Source organism: Pseudomonas sp. SWRI77, from assembly GCF_014269105.1.
GTDB lineage: Bacteria > Pseudomonadota > Gammaproteobacteria > Pseudomonadales > Pseudomonadaceae > Aquipseudomonas > Aquipseudomonas capeferrum.
The window spans coordinates 161,050-173,273 of sequence record NZ_JABWRV010000010.1 but is presented as its reverse complement, the minus strand read 5'-3'; the positions used below and the strand labels follow the sequence as shown (position 1 = coordinate 173,273).

General features: G+C 63.4%; 12 protein-coding genes. 2 read left to right on the top strand and 10 right to left on the bottom strand.

The annotated features are described in order from the left end of the window. On the top strand, positions 1 to 81 hold an 81-nt coding region (locus tag HU766_RS12710), incomplete at its 5' end, for an IS3 family transposase (protein ID WP_186653653.1). A 189-nt stretch (positions 82 to 270) separates the two neighbouring features. Here the strand turns inward: HU766_RS12710 and HU766_RS12705 are convergent. Genes HU766_RS12705 through zwf form a run of 3 tightly spaced genes read right to left on the bottom strand, consistent with a single transcriptional unit; the run spans position 271 to position 3,132 of the window. Then, positions 271 to 945, bottom strand: coding sequence for a bifunctional 4-hydroxy-2-oxoglutarate aldolase/2-dehydro-3-deoxy-phosphogluconate aldolase (locus HU766_RS12705; RefSeq protein ID WP_033701015.1), 675 nt, complete (start codon positions 943 to 945; stop codon positions 271 to 273). A gap of 17 nt (positions 946 to 962) precedes the next feature. Beyond that, positions 963 to 1,676, bottom strand: a complete 714-nt coding sequence (pgl, locus tag HU766_RS12700) for a 6-phosphogluconolactonase (protein ID WP_186657169.1) — start codon at positions 1,674 to 1,676, stop codon at positions 963 to 965. Then, positions 1,663 to 3,132 carry a glucose-6-phosphate dehydrogenase gene (zwf, locus tag HU766_RS12695; protein ID WP_033701019.1) on the bottom strand — a complete coding sequence of 490 codons (1,470 nt, stop codon included), beginning with the start codon at positions 3,130 to 3,132 and terminating at the stop codon, positions 1,663 to 1,665. The genes pgl and zwf overlap by 14 nt, the downstream gene beginning before the upstream one ends. Before the next feature lie 211 nt (positions 3,133 to 3,343). Between zwf and hexR the strand changes: the two genes are divergently transcribed. After that, positions 3,344 to 4,207 carry a DNA-binding transcriptional regulator HexR gene (gene hexR / locus HU766_RS12690; protein WP_172960401.1) on the top strand — a complete coding sequence of 288 codons (864 nt, stop codon included), beginning with the start codon at positions 3,344 to 3,346 and terminating at the stop codon, positions 4,205 to 4,207. Here the strand turns inward: hexR and HU766_RS12685 are convergent. From HU766_RS12685 to HU766_RS12655, 7 genes are all read right to left on the bottom strand, one after another. Next, complete coding sequence (locus HU766_RS12685) at positions 4,200 to 5,054, bottom strand: D-hexose-6-phosphate mutarotase (protein ID WP_186657165.1); 855 nt, start codon at positions 5,052 to 5,054, stop codon at positions 4,200 to 4,202. The two genes, hexR and HU766_RS12685, sit on opposite strands and share 8 nt — an antisense overlap. A 117-nt stretch (positions 5,055 to 5,171) precedes the next feature. Then, on the bottom strand, positions 5,172 to 6,464 hold the full coding sequence (locus HU766_RS12680) for a carbohydrate porin (RefSeq protein ID WP_238338609.1): 1,293 nt from the start codon (positions 6,462 to 6,464) through the stop codon (positions 5,172 to 5,174). A 92-nt stretch (positions 6,465 to 6,556) separates the two neighbouring features. Next, the gene (gene ugpC, locus HU766_RS12675; protein ID WP_033701023.1) at positions 6,557 to 7,711 is read right to left on the bottom strand and encodes a sn-glycerol-3-phosphate ABC transporter ATP-binding protein UgpC; all 1,155 of its coding nucleotides are present in this window, start codon (positions 7,709 to 7,711) and stop codon (positions 6,557 to 6,559) included. A 3-nt stretch (positions 7,712 to 7,714) separates the two neighbouring features. After that, positions 7,715 to 8,560, bottom strand: coding sequence for a carbohydrate ABC transporter permease (locus tag HU766_RS12670; protein WP_033701025.1), 846 nt, complete (start codon positions 8,558 to 8,560; stop codon positions 7,715 to 7,717). Then, positions 8,553 to 9,461 carry a sugar ABC transporter permease gene (locus HU766_RS12665; protein WP_033701027.1) on the bottom strand — a complete coding sequence of 303 codons (909 nt, stop codon included), beginning with the start codon at positions 9,459 to 9,461 and terminating at the stop codon, positions 8,553 to 8,555. Before HU766_RS12665 ends, HU766_RS12670 begins: the two co-directional genes overlap by 8 nt. A 71-nt stretch (positions 9,462 to 9,532) precedes the next feature. Continuing rightward, a complete protein-coding gene (locus HU766_RS12660; protein ID WP_186657160.1) occupies positions 9,533 to 10,819 on the bottom strand; it encodes an ABC transporter substrate-binding protein in 1,287 nt (428 codons plus the stop codon). A 104-nt stretch (positions 10,820 to 10,923) separates the two neighbouring features. Next, complete coding sequence (locus tag HU766_RS12655) at positions 10,924 to 12,150, bottom strand: AGE family epimerase/isomerase (protein WP_186657157.1); 1,227 nt, start codon at positions 12,148 to 12,150, stop codon at positions 10,924 to 10,926. Between the last annotated feature and the right edge of the window lie 74 nt (positions 12,151 to 12,224).

Sequence of the window (12,224 nt, the reverse complement as noted above, 5' to 3'; positions counted from 1 at the left end):
CACTACTACAACCATGACCGCATCAAGCTGAGGCTCAATGGCCTGAGCCCTGTCGAGTACAGGACCCAGGCGGCAGCATAGAACTGTCCAACTTTTTGGGGGCAGTCCAGAACCTGTGGCACTGGGAATTACCTGTTGGGCTGTGAATTATCTGTGGGAGCGGGCTTGCCCCGCGAAGAGGCCAGCACCGGCAACACCAAACCTGCAGGCAAAAAAAAGGGGCGCCGACCAAGCGCCCCATAAGCCGTAAAGCACACAACAAATTCAGTTTCAGTCCAGCAGCGCAATCGCCTCGGCACTGCACGCTTCGATCCGCGCCCAGTCGCCATTCTTGATCCAGCTGCTGTCGAGCATCCAGGTACCCCCCACACACATCACATTGGGCAACGCCATGTAGTTGCGCACATTGGCCGGGTTCACCCCGCCAGTCGGGCAGAAGCGGATGTCGCCGAACGGGCCGCCAAACGCCTTGATCGCTGCTACGCCACCGCTGATTTCCGCCGGGAACAACTTGAACCGACGGTAACCCAGGGCGTAGCCCATCATGATTTCGGACGGCGTACTGATACCCGGCAGCAGCGGGATGTCGCTGTCGACACCCGCCTGGAGAATGTCCTGGGTGATGCCTGGGGTGACCACGAACTGCGCACCAGCCGCTTCGACCGCCGCGAACATGCTGCGGTCAAGTACCGTACCCGCACCAATGCACAGCTCTGGCCGCTGTTCGCGCAGCACCTGGATGGCCTTCAGGCCGTGCTGGGAGCGCAGGGTCACCTCAAGGGTACGAATGCCACCTGCGGCCAGCGCGTCGGCCAGCGGCAGGATGTCTTGCTCACGGGCGATGGTGATCACCGGCAGGATGCGCGCCTTGTCGCAGATCGCGTCGATCCGGGCGGCTTTGTCGGCCATCGAGAGCAGAGTCTGTGGGCGTTCAAGGGTGGTCATGACTGTGGATCCTTGGCTCATGGGCACCAGTAGATGTCCAGGGGGTCGTGGAGAAAAGCGCGTATCGGCATTTCGGTAAGGTCATTGCCCGCCAGCGCGGCGCGCAGGGTAGCGAGTTTGTTCGGGCCTTGCACGGCCAGCGCGATGAAGCCAGCGCTGGCCAGCAACGTGCGGGTCATCGACAGGCGCTGGTGCGGCACACTGGGTGCCAGCATCGGCAGGCAGCGGCGCGGGCTGCTGGCGGCCAGGCCGTCGTCCAGGTTGGGGCTGTTGGGGAACAGCGAGGCGGTATGGCCATCGTCGCCCATGCCCAGCACCAGCACGTCGATGGCCGGCAGGTCTGCCAGTGCCTGATCGGCGTTGGCCGCCGCGAGCTCCAGGTTCTCGGCCTGCTGGTACAGGCCAATGAAGCGGGCCTTGGCCGCCGCGCCCTTGAGCAGGTGACGGGCCAGCAGGCCGGCGTTGCTGTCGGCATGTTCCACCGGCACCCAGCGCTCATCCGCCAGGCTCACGGTCACTTTCGACCAGTCCAGCGCCTCAGCGGCCAAGCGCTCGAGAAACGGCACCGGGCTGCGCCCGCCGGACAACACCACGCAAGCCTGGCCTTTGGCGGCAATCGCCGCCCGCAACCGCTCGGCCACATCGCGGGCCAGCGTTGCCGCCAGGGTCTTGCCATCAGCCAGTTCATGCGCCTTCACCGCCGCCGGCAATTGCAGTTCAGATATCGCCATACCACGCCCTCCCGTCTCGTGTGATCAGTGCGATCGAGCTCATCGGCCCCCAGGACCCCGCCGCGTACGGCTTGGGCGCATCACCTGCGCTTTGCCAGCCAGCGATCAACTGGTCGCACCATTTCCAGGCATATTCGATTTCATCCTTGCGCACGAACAGGTTCTGGTTGCCGCGCATCACCTCGAGCAACAGGCGTTCGTAGGCATCCGGAATCCGCGCGCTGCGCCAGGCGTCGGAAAAATTCAGCTGCAGCGGGCCACTGCGCAGTTGCATGCCCTTGTCCAGGCCTTGCTCCTTGGTCATCACCCGTAAAGAAATGCCTTCGTCCGGTTGCAGACGGATGATCAGCTTGTTACCGACCTGCAAACGTTGTTCCGGGGCGAATATGTAGTGCGGCGTTTCCTTGAAGTGGATGACGATCTGCGACAGCTTCTGCGGCATGCGCTTGCCGGTACGCAGGTAGAACGGCACGCCCGACCAGCGCCAGTTGCGGATATCGGCACGCAGGGCAACGAAGGTCTCGGTGTCGCTCTGGGCGTTGGCGTTGTCTTCTTCCAGGTAGCCGGGCACCGGCTTGCCGTCGCTGTAACCGGCGATGTACTGGCCGCGCACCACACGGGTGCTCAAGCCATCGCCAGTGATCGGCGCCAGCGCCTTGAGTACCTTGACCTTCTCGTCACGAATACTGTCGGCCGAAAGCTCGCTCGGCGGGTCCATGGCAATCAGACACAGCAGCTGCAGCAAGTGGTTCTGGATCATGTCGCGCAGCTGGCCGGCCTTGTCGAAATAGCCCCAGCGGCCTTCGATGCCGACTTTTTCGGCCACGGTGATCTCCACATGGGAGATGGAATTCTGGTTCCACTGGGTTTCGAACAGGCTGTTGGCAAAGCGCAGCGCAATCAGGTTCTGCACCGTCTCCTTGCCCAGGTAGTGGTCGATGCGATAAACCCGGCTCTCGGGGAAGAACCGCGCCACGGCATCGTTGACCCGGCGCGACGACTCCAGGTCATGCCCGATCGGCTTTTCCAGCACCACGCGGGTGCGCGCTGCCAGGCCGGCCCTGTCGAGGTTTTCGCAGATGGCGCCATAGACTGCAGCCGCCGTGGCGAAGTAGGCGATCAAGGGCAACTCGCCTGGCAACTGCTCGGCCAGCGCCTGGTAGCCCTCAGGCTGGAGGAAGTCCAGATGCTGGTAGCTCAGCCGGCCCAGGAAGCGCCCCAGCGCGGCTGGCTCGATGTCGGCATCGGCGACGTGCCGACGCAGGTGCGCTTCGATGGTGTGCAGGTGCTCCTGCGCGCTGCCGCTCTCGCGTGCCAGCGCCAGCAGGCGGGTGTCCGGGTGCAGCAGGTTGGCACGGTCGAGCTGATAGAGCGCTGGAAACAGCTTGCGCAATGCCAGGTCGCCCAGGGCGCCAAACAGGGCAAAGGTGCAAGGTTCGACACTGATCGCAGCCATGATGTTGGTTCTTTCCTAAAGTTGGTCTAGGAATACCGCTTTCACATACGGTTTTCAAGGGTTAATGTAGTAAAACTAACAACATTAGCGACGAATACTACAGACAAGTGGTGCGGCACACGCACCGACAGTACGATAGACGACCGTGCAAAAGGCCCGCTGCTCCGTCAGCCGGCTGTCTTCCCGACCCAAGGACACACCCATGGACCGCGTGCGAAACCTCCTGGAACAGATCCAGGGACGCCTCGACGAGCTGAACAAGGCCGAACGCAAAGTCGCCGAAGTCATCCTGCTCAATCCGCAACAAGCCACCCGTTTCAGCATTGCTGCACTGGCCCAGGCGGCCAAGGTCAGCGAACCGACCGTCAACCGCTTCTGCCGGTCGTTCGGCGTCAGCGGCTACCCCGAGCTCAAGCTGCAGCTAGCGCAGAGCCTGGCCAGTGGCGCTGCCTATGTGAGCCGCGCCGTCGAGGCCGACGACGACCCTGCTGCCTACACCCAGAAGATTTTCGGCAGCGCCATCGCCTCGCTCGACAGCGCCTGCCAGCAACTCGACCCGCAGCAGGTCAGCCGCGCCGTGGACATGATGATCCAGGCCAGGCAGATCCACTTCTTCGGCCTTGGCGCCTCGGCGCCGGTGGCTCTGGATGCCCAGCACAAGTTCTTCCGCTTCAACCTGGCGGTGTCGGCCCACGCCGACGTGCTGATGCAACGCATGCTGGCCTCGGTGGCCCACACCGGCGACCTGTTCGTGATCATCTCCTACACCGGGCGCACCCGCGAGCTGGTCGAGGTGGCGCGCGTGGCCCGTGAAAACGGCGCCTCGGTACTGGGCCTGACCGCTGCCGGCTCGCCGCTGGCCCAGGCCTGCAGCCTGAGCCTGCACATTCCACTGCCGGAAGACACCGACATCTACATGCCGATGACCTCGCGAATCATCCAACTGACCGTGCTCGACGTGCTGGCCACCGGCATGACCCTGCGCCGCGGCGTGGACTTCCAGCCGCACCTGCGCAAGATCAAGGAAAGCCTCAACGCCAGCCGTTACCCGATCGAGGACGACGAACTCAACTGAGCCGGTGCGCCTGCAAACGCAAGTGCGCGCGCTGCCCCGGGGCCAGGCTCAGGCCCTCGCCACTGCCACTGGCGGCTTCGACACAGACGAAGCCCTGGCACTCGCGACCGGTCACGCCCATCAGCGGGCGGTTGCCCGGGTGCCAGACCACGGTGTCATCGCTGTCACCGGTGTCGATGCACAGTTCGCGCTGCCAGGCCGGGTCCTGCAGCTGCACCCGCGGGGTACCCGGATAGACTTTCTGGCAGCCACCCTTGAGCTTCAGCGCACCTTCCTCGCGGCAGGCCTGCCGGCTCAGGCGGTCGTAGCCTTCGATATCCTCAAGCCCAGACAGCGCTATCTCGGACACGTCACTGATACGCCAGTAAGCCAGCAGCGCATGGCTCAACTGGCACGGCTCGCTGTCCTGGTGCTCGGTACTCAGGCGCAGTTCCATGCGGCTGCCAAGCCGTGCATGCAGGTCGACCTGCCAGTCGCACAGGTCCAGGCGCCACTTCAGTGTCACCCCCTCCTCGTCCTCGCGGCTGTCCACCAGCTTCCAGTCCAGCAGGCGCGCCCAGCCATGGGCCGGCCACAGGTCCTCGCTGGGGTGGCGGCCGTACCACGGCCAGCACACCGGCACACCACCCCGAATCGCCCCCACCTGCGGCCATTGCTCGGCGCACCACAACCAGGGCTTTTCGCCAGCGGGTTGAAAGTGCAGCAGCTGCGCGCCCTGCCGGCTGAACACAGCCTGGCAGAGAGGGTGGTCGATGATCAGGACATCGCGCTGCTGGTGACGCTCCCACTCGAATGTCGGCCTGGGCCGCTGTGCGGAAAAGAAGCGATGTAGCGGATGTTCGGGCATGGTTCCAAGCTCTTGTTGTTTGAGATAGCGCTGTCTCGGCCTATCCCCGACAACCACTGCAAGCCAGTGGATGCCGGGAGCCGAAATTGGATTGGCGTAAATTTACAACAAATGTGCTCAGAATGACGACTGAATCTTCAAACCAGCGACCAGCGCGTTGTCCACCTCATCCACCCCGCCCGGGCTCTTGATGTATTGCAGGTTGGGGCGCACGGTCAGCCAGTTGGTGACGTGAAAGCCGTAATACAGCTCGGCGTTGTACTCGGTGCGCTGTAGCGGCACGAAGCCCGGGTTGTCGTAATCATTGATGCCGCTCTGGGCATTGAGCTGCTCGGCACGCTTCTTCACATCGTCGTTGACGTGAATGCGGGCGATCCCAAACCCGATATCGTCCTTGGGCCGGGCATCGAAGGCGCCTTTGTACACCAGCCCGACCTGCTGGTAGTTGTCGACCACGTTGGTGGCCTTGTCGTGCACGGTGAAGTTGGCAAACAGGCTGAGACCACGACTGGCATCGCCGCCCTGGGCGGTCACCTGCTGCTGCGCAACCACCCACCAGCCATGTTTGCTGGAGTGCGACTTGAAGCCCGCGCCGCTGATGCCTTGCGGGTTGCCATTGACGTCTTCGTAGATGTCTTCGGCATCCGCCGTGCTGTAGTAGTAGCCGAGGCGGTACTCGCCCGGCAGGCCGTTGACCTGGGGTGACCAGACCGCCTCCACCGGCAGGATCGCGCCCTTGGTGCCGCTGCCGCTGAGCTTGAAGCCGTTGCCGGTTTCCAGGTTCGAGGGGTTCTGCTCGAACGCGCCGACCTGCACGAAGAACTCAGGCGTGATGTTGTACTTGACCCGCAGCGCCCATTGGCTGACCGGCCAGTTGTACCAGATGCCGCCCACCCAGTTGCCCACCTGCGAGCCGCAGAAGGCCAGGTTCTGGAAGTCGCAGGGGAAGCTGTTGAAGTCTTCGCCCTCGCCGAAGCGGCCGAATTTCACATCCAGGGCACCGTCAAAGTACTTCTGCTTGATCCACATCTGGGTCAGCCGCCAGGTCTGGCCGCGGCCCCACACTTCCTGTACCGAACTGAACTGGCCGGCACGCGGGTCGCTGATGCGGTCGTTGGACAGGTTGCGGCCGCTGCGCTCGGTGATCGCCAGCTTGAACTCGGTGTCATGCCAGCCAAAGATCTTTTCCAGGTCCAGGTGCGCACCCAGGGCAAACTGGTCGCTGTAGCGTGCGGTCTTGTCGTCGTTGTAGCCGCCGTTGAGGTTGCCCGCCACCTCGCCCACGTAGTCGAGGGTGAAGTCATAGCCTTTTTCCAGTAGCTCGGTGCGAGTACCGCCCCAGTCGCCGGTCATCCATTTCGACTCGCTGGAGAAGGCCTCGGCGGCCTGCGCCCCGCTGCTGCCAACCATGGCAAGCAAGGCCAGTGAGCCCAAGGTCCTGATGCGATTGCGCTGTTCCATCCCTTTGCGTCCTCTTTTTTCTTATTGATGGTGTAGACGATTCAACGGCTCTTGAAGTGAGTCACGTTGTCCTTCACTGAAGCGTTGGCGGTGTCCAGGCTCAGGCGTTCACCGCTGGCGGCGTCAAACAGCAGTACCCGTGCCGGGTCGAACTGCAGGTTCAGGCTGTCGCCGACCTTGCACGCCACATCCGGCGCCAGGCGGCAGCAGACCTTGGTCTGGTTGAGGGTGACGAACACCAGCAGGTCCGGCCCGGTGGGCTCGGTAACCTGCACGTCGGCGCGGATGCCGGGCAGGCCATTGCCCTCCCCCGTGCCCAGGGCAATCTGCTCGGGGCGGATGCCGAGGATGATCTCGCGGCCGTCCAGTTCAGCGCCGGCCACACCCAACGGCAGCTCGCAACGCGCCTGGCCGCTGTCGAGCAGGGCCAATAGGCGCCCGTCCTGCCGAGCCAGGCGCACCGGAATGAAGTTCATCGGTGGCGAACCGATGAAACTGGCGACGAACTGGTTGGCCGGGTCGTTGTAGATCTGCTGCGGGGTACCGAACTGCTGGATGATGCCGTCCTTCATCACCGCCACTTTGTCGCCCAGGGTCATGGCCTCGATCTGGTCATGGGTGACGTACACCGTGGTGGTCTTCAGGCGCTGGTGCATCAGTTTCATTTCGGTGCGCATCTCGACCCGCAGCTTGGCGTCGAGGTTGGACAACGGTTCGTCGAACAAGTAGATCTTCGGCCGCCGCGCCAGCGCCCGGCCCATGGCCACGCGCTGCTGCTGGCCGCCGGAGAGCTGGGCAGGCTTGCGTGAAAGCAGGTGCTCGATCTGCAGTAGCTTGGCCACCCGCGCCACCTCCTCGTCGATGGCGGCCTGGGGCATCTTGCGGATCTTCAGGCCGAACTCGATGTTCTCACGCACGCTCATGGTCGGGTACAGCGCGTAGGACTGGAACACCATGGCGATGTCACGGTCCTTGGGGCTCATGCCGCTGACGTCCTGCTCGTCGATCAGGATGGCTCCGCCGGTGATCTGCTCAAGGCCGGCGATGCAGTTCATCAAGGTCGACTTGCCACAGCCCGAGGGGCCGACCAGGATCAGGAACTCGCCGTCCTTGATCGACAGCTGGATGTCCTTGAGGGTGTCCGGCAAGCCGCTGCCGTAGGTCTTGTTCACATTGCGAAGTTCAAGCGTTGCCATGACTTACCCCTTGACGGCGCCGGCCGTGAGGCCGCGGACGAAATACTTGCCTGCCACCACGTAGACCAGCAGGGTTGGCAGGCCGGCGATCATTGCCGCCGCCATATCGACGTTGTATTCCTTGGCCCCGGTGCTGGTGTTGACCAGGTTGTTCAGGGCCACGGTGATCGGTTGCGAGTCACCACTGGCGAACACCACACCGAACAGGAAGTCGTTCCAGATCTGGGTGAATTGCCAGATCAGGCAGACCATGATGATCGGTGTCGACATCGGCAGGATGATGCAGCGGAAGATGGTGAAGAACCCGGCACCGTCCAGGCGCGCAGCCTTGACCAGCGCATCGGGGATGCTCACGTAGAAGTTGCGAAAGAACAGCGTGGTAAAGGCCAGGCCGTAGACCACATGCACTAGCACCAGGCCGCTGGTGGTACTGGCCAGGCCCAGTTTGCCAAGGGTGAACGAAGCCGGCAGCAGCACCGTCTGGAACGGCAGGAAGCAGCCAAACAGCAGCAGGCCGAAGAACAGTTGCGAGCCCCGGAAGCGCCACATCGACAGCACATAGCCGTTGAGCGCACCGATGGCCGTGGAGATCAGCACGGCGGGCACGGTGATCATGATCGAGTTCCAGAAGTACCCGTTGACCGTGCCCCACGCCTTGACCCAGCCGACGCCACTGACCACGGTCGGCCAGCTCAACAGGTTGCCGCTGCTGATGTCTTCGGGGGTCTTGAAGCTGGTCAGCAGCATGACCACCAGCGGCACCAGGTACAGCAGCACGGCAATCAGCAGTACCGCGTGGATGGCGATGCGGCTGATGCTCAACGCCGGTTTTTCGGCAGGGCTATGCATGGCGTTTGCTCCGCAGCTCCGAATACAGGTAAGGCACGAGGATCGCCAGGATCGCCCCGAGCATGAGGATGGCGCTGGCCGAGCCCATGCCCATCTGGCCGCGGCTGAAGGTGAACGAGTACATGAACATCGCCGGCAGGTCGGACGAGTATCCCGGGCCACCGGCGGTCATCGCGGCCACCAGGTCGAAGCTCTTGATGGCGATGTGCGAGAGGATCATCACGGCGCTGAAGAACACCGGTCGCAGGCTTGGCAATACCACGGTCCAGTAGATACGCGGCAGGCTGGCGCCGTCCATCTGTGCGGCGCGGATGATCGACTGGTCGACGCCGCGCAGGCCGGCGAGGAACATTGCCATGATGAAGCCCGAGGCTTGCCACACGGCGGCGATCACCAGGCAGTACACCACCCGGTCGGGGTCGATCAGCCAGTCCAGGCGAAAACCTTCCCAGCCCCAGTCGCGCAGCAGTTTGTCCAGGCCCATGCCGGGGTTGAGCAGCCACTTCCAGGCGGTGCCGGTGACAATCATCGACAGCGCCATGGGGTAGAGATAGATCGTGCGGATGAAGCCCTCGCGGCGGATGCGCTGGTCGAGCAACACCGCCAGCAGTACACCGATGGCCAGGCTGATACCAATGAACAGCCCCCCGAACACCAACAGGTTCTTGCTGGCCACCCACCAGCGGTCGTTGTCGAACAACCGGGCGTATTGCGCCAGGCCCGCCCATTTGTAGGTTGGCAGAAAGGTCGAGGTGGTGAAGGACAGCACGAAGGTCCAGAGGATGTAGCCATAGAAGCCCACCAGGACGATGAACATGCTCGGCGCCAGCACCAGCTTGGGTAGCCAGCGCTGCAGAGCGTCCAGGGGTGAGGCCCGCAGTTGGGCGGTAGTTGTGGTCATGATCTGCTTCCCAAACGATTGAGAGCTCCGCCCCCCATGGGGGCGGGCCTGGTTTACACCTTTGGGATCGGTTACCGGGCCGACTTGATCGCCGCCGCCAGCTTCTTCGCCGCATCGGCCGGGTCGGCCTTGGGGTCGTTGATGTAGTTGGTCACCACATCGAAGAAGGCGCCCTGCACCGCCAGTGTGGTGGCCATGTTGTGCGCCATGCTTGGTTGCAGGCCACCGCTTTTGGCGTCGGCCAGGAAGTCCTTGGCAGACGTCTGCGCGCAGGCGTCGAAGCCATACTTGCCCATATCGGCAAGCATGTCGTTACGCACCGGGATCGACCCTTTGTTGGTACTGAAGACCTTCTGGAAGTCCTCGCCCAACACTTTGCGGGCGATGTCCTGCTGGCCGGCAGCCGTGCCTGCGTCCTTCTGCTTGAACACCACCAGCGAATCGATGTTGTACAGGAACGCTTTGTCGGTACCGGGGAACGCGACGCACTGGTAATCCTTGCCGGCGGTCTTGTGCGCCAGGGTCCACTCGCTCTTGGCCCAGTCGCCCATGATCTGCATGCCGGCCTTGCCATTGATGACCTTGGCCGCTTCCAGGTTCCAGTCCTGGCCTTTGCCGTCTGGGTCCATGTAGGTGGCGACCTTCTTCAGCTCGGTCAGCGACTTGACCATTTGCGGCCCGGTCAGCGTCGCTTCGTCGAGGTCGACCAGGGCTTTCTTGTAGCCGTCCGCGCCCATTACCGACAGCACCACGCTTTCGAACACCGTGCTGTCCTGCCAGGGCTGGCCACCATGGGCGAGCGCAATGAAGCCGGCGGCCTTGAGCTTGTCGGCGGCGGCGTAGAATTCGTCGAGGGTGGTCGGCGCCTTGTCGATGCCGGCTTTCTTGAAGACGTCGGGGTTGATCCATAGCCAGTTGATGCGGTGGATGTTCACCGGTACGGCCACGTAGTCACCGTCGTACTTCACGGTGTCGGCGACTTTCTTGTCGAGCAGCGAGTCCCACTTCTCTTCTTTGGCGACATCCTTGAGCACATCCGTGTCAAGCAGGCCGGTGGCGGCCCACTCCTGAATGTCGGGGCCCTTGATCTGGGCAACGCCGGGCGGGTTGCCGGCCACGGCGCGGCTCTTGAGCACGGTCATGGCGGTGGCGCCGCCACCGCCGGCGACTGCACCATCCTTCCAGGTGAAGCCATCCTTCTCGACCTGGGCCTTGAGCACATCGACAGCCGCTTTTTCACCCCCCGAGGTCCACCAGTGCACCACTTCGACACTGCCTTTGGCGTCGGCGGCGAGGGCACTGAGCGGGAACAACGAGGCGAGGGAGATCGCGGCAGCGAGGCGGAGAGTCGAATTCATCGGAATACCTTTCTTGTTGTTATGCCGGGCAAGTCGATCGCTTGCATTGCATGGAGTCTAATCAGAGCGGTCGCTGCGCCAGGTAACGAAGCGATGCGTGAATGTCATCGTTTGGTTACATTGCGCGCCAGTGCGCTCGCCAGGCTCGGCGCCAACGGCAAGGTGGGCAACAGCACAGCCTGATAGGCGTGATAGAGGTCTGGCTTGCCTGCCCAGATAGCCGCTGCAGGCTGGTTGCCAGGGTCGAGTTCGTGGTGCCAGCTTCCACCGACGCGGTCGATGAAGTGGCTGTCGATGAATGCCCAGAAACAGCCATACCAATCCGCGTACTGCTGCTCACCGGTGCGCCGCAGCAAGGCTGCCGCACTGGCGCACGCTTCGGCATGCACCCAGTGCAGGCGCTCGCGCACCCTGGGCTGGTTGTCCCAGCCCAGGGTGTAGACGATGCCCTCGGCGCCATCGACGTTCCAGGCATGCCGGCAGGCGTTGGCGAACAGCGCTCGCGCACTGGCCAGCAGCCACGCCGGCGTAGACAACCCGGCCAAGTGCCGTGCGGCCTCCAGGTGCAGAAGCAGGCGTGACCATTCGAACGCGTGGCCAGGCGTCGTGCCATAAGGCCGGAAGTGATCGGTGGGGTTGGCCTGATTGTATTCAGGCAGCGGTTGCCAGTGCGCATCGAAATGTTCGACCACGCGGTAGTCGCTGGCAGCCGCATGGCCTTGAATGATGCGCTCGACGATGCGCAGGGCGCGCTGCAGCCAGAGCGCATCGCCGGTCACATCCGCCAGGGCGAGAAAGGCCTCGGTGGCGTGCATGTTGCTGTTGGCACCACGGTAGGCTTCCGGCTGCTGCCAGTCGCTGGCAAAGGACTCGCACAACGCCCCCTCTTCCTCGCTCCAGAAGCGTTCCTCGATGACCCGGATCGCCTCCTCCAGCACACCCTGCGCACCGCTGGCACCGGCTACCACTGCCGAGCTTGCGGCCAGCGCGACGAAGGCATGCAGGTAGGCCGCCTTGCCGTTGCCACCCTGCCCTTGCGGGCGATCGAACCAACCGCCGTGCGTGGCGTCATGCAACGGCCCGCGCAAGGCCTGTACGCCATGCTCCACCAATGCCAGGCAGCCTGGTACACCTTGGAGGTGCGCCAGGGCGAAGCTGTGGGTCATGCGCGCAGTTGTCAGGGTTTCGGCAAGGGCCGAGGGCGGCAACTGGCCACGGGCGTCAAGATTGGCGAAGCCTTCAGGCACTTGCGAGGCCATCGCGAACGCCAGCAGCCGCCACCCTTCGTGGGTGAGCCAGGCGGTATGTTCCAGCGAATCGATAGAGTCCATGCAGCCACGTCTTCCATGCCAGAGGTGTGCAGAGTCTAGCCAGCCGTCCTGGCTGGAATGTCACGAAGGCCTGC

What these genes read in the sequence shown, in the direction of transcription:
- HU766_RS12705 (WP_033701015.1), bottom strand. Translation starts at nt 945, where the DNA reads ATGACCACCCTTGAACGCCCACAGACTCTGCTCTCGATGGCCGACAAA.
- pgl (WP_186657169.1), bottom strand. Translation starts at nt 1,676, where the DNA reads ATGGCGATATCTGAACTGCAATTGCCGGCGGCGGTGAAGGCGCATGAA.
- zwf (WP_033701019.1), bottom strand. Translation starts at nt 3,132, where the DNA reads ATGGCTGCGATCAGTGTCGAACCTTGCACCTTTGCCCTGTTTGGCGCC.
- HU766_RS12685 (WP_186657165.1), bottom strand. Translation starts at nt 5,054, where the DNA reads ATGCCCGAACATCCGCTACATCGCTTCTTTTCCGCACAGCGGCCCAGG.
- HU766_RS12680 (WP_238338609.1), bottom strand. Translation starts at nt 6,464, where the DNA reads ATGGTTGGCAGCAGCGGGGCGCAGGCCGCCGAGGCCTTCTCCAGCGAG.
- ugpC (WP_033701023.1), bottom strand. Translation starts at nt 7,711, where the DNA reads ATGGCAACGCTTGAACTTCGCAATGTGAACAAGACCTACGGCAGCGGC.
- HU766_RS12670 (WP_033701025.1), bottom strand. Translation starts at nt 8,560, where the DNA reads ATGCATAGCCCTGCCGAAAAACCGGCGTTGAGCATCAGCCGCATCGCC.
- HU766_RS12665 (WP_033701027.1), bottom strand. Translation starts at nt 9,461, where the DNA reads ATGACCACAACTACCGCCCAACTGCGGGCCTCACCCCTGGACGCTCTG.
- HU766_RS12660 (WP_186657160.1), bottom strand. Translation starts at nt 10,819, where the DNA reads ATGAATTCGACTCTCCGCCTCGCTGCCGCGATCTCCCTCGCCTCGTTG.
- HU766_RS12655 (WP_186657157.1), bottom strand. Translation starts at nt 12,150, where the DNA reads ATGGACTCTATCGATTCGCTGGAACATACCGCCTGGCTCACCCACGAA.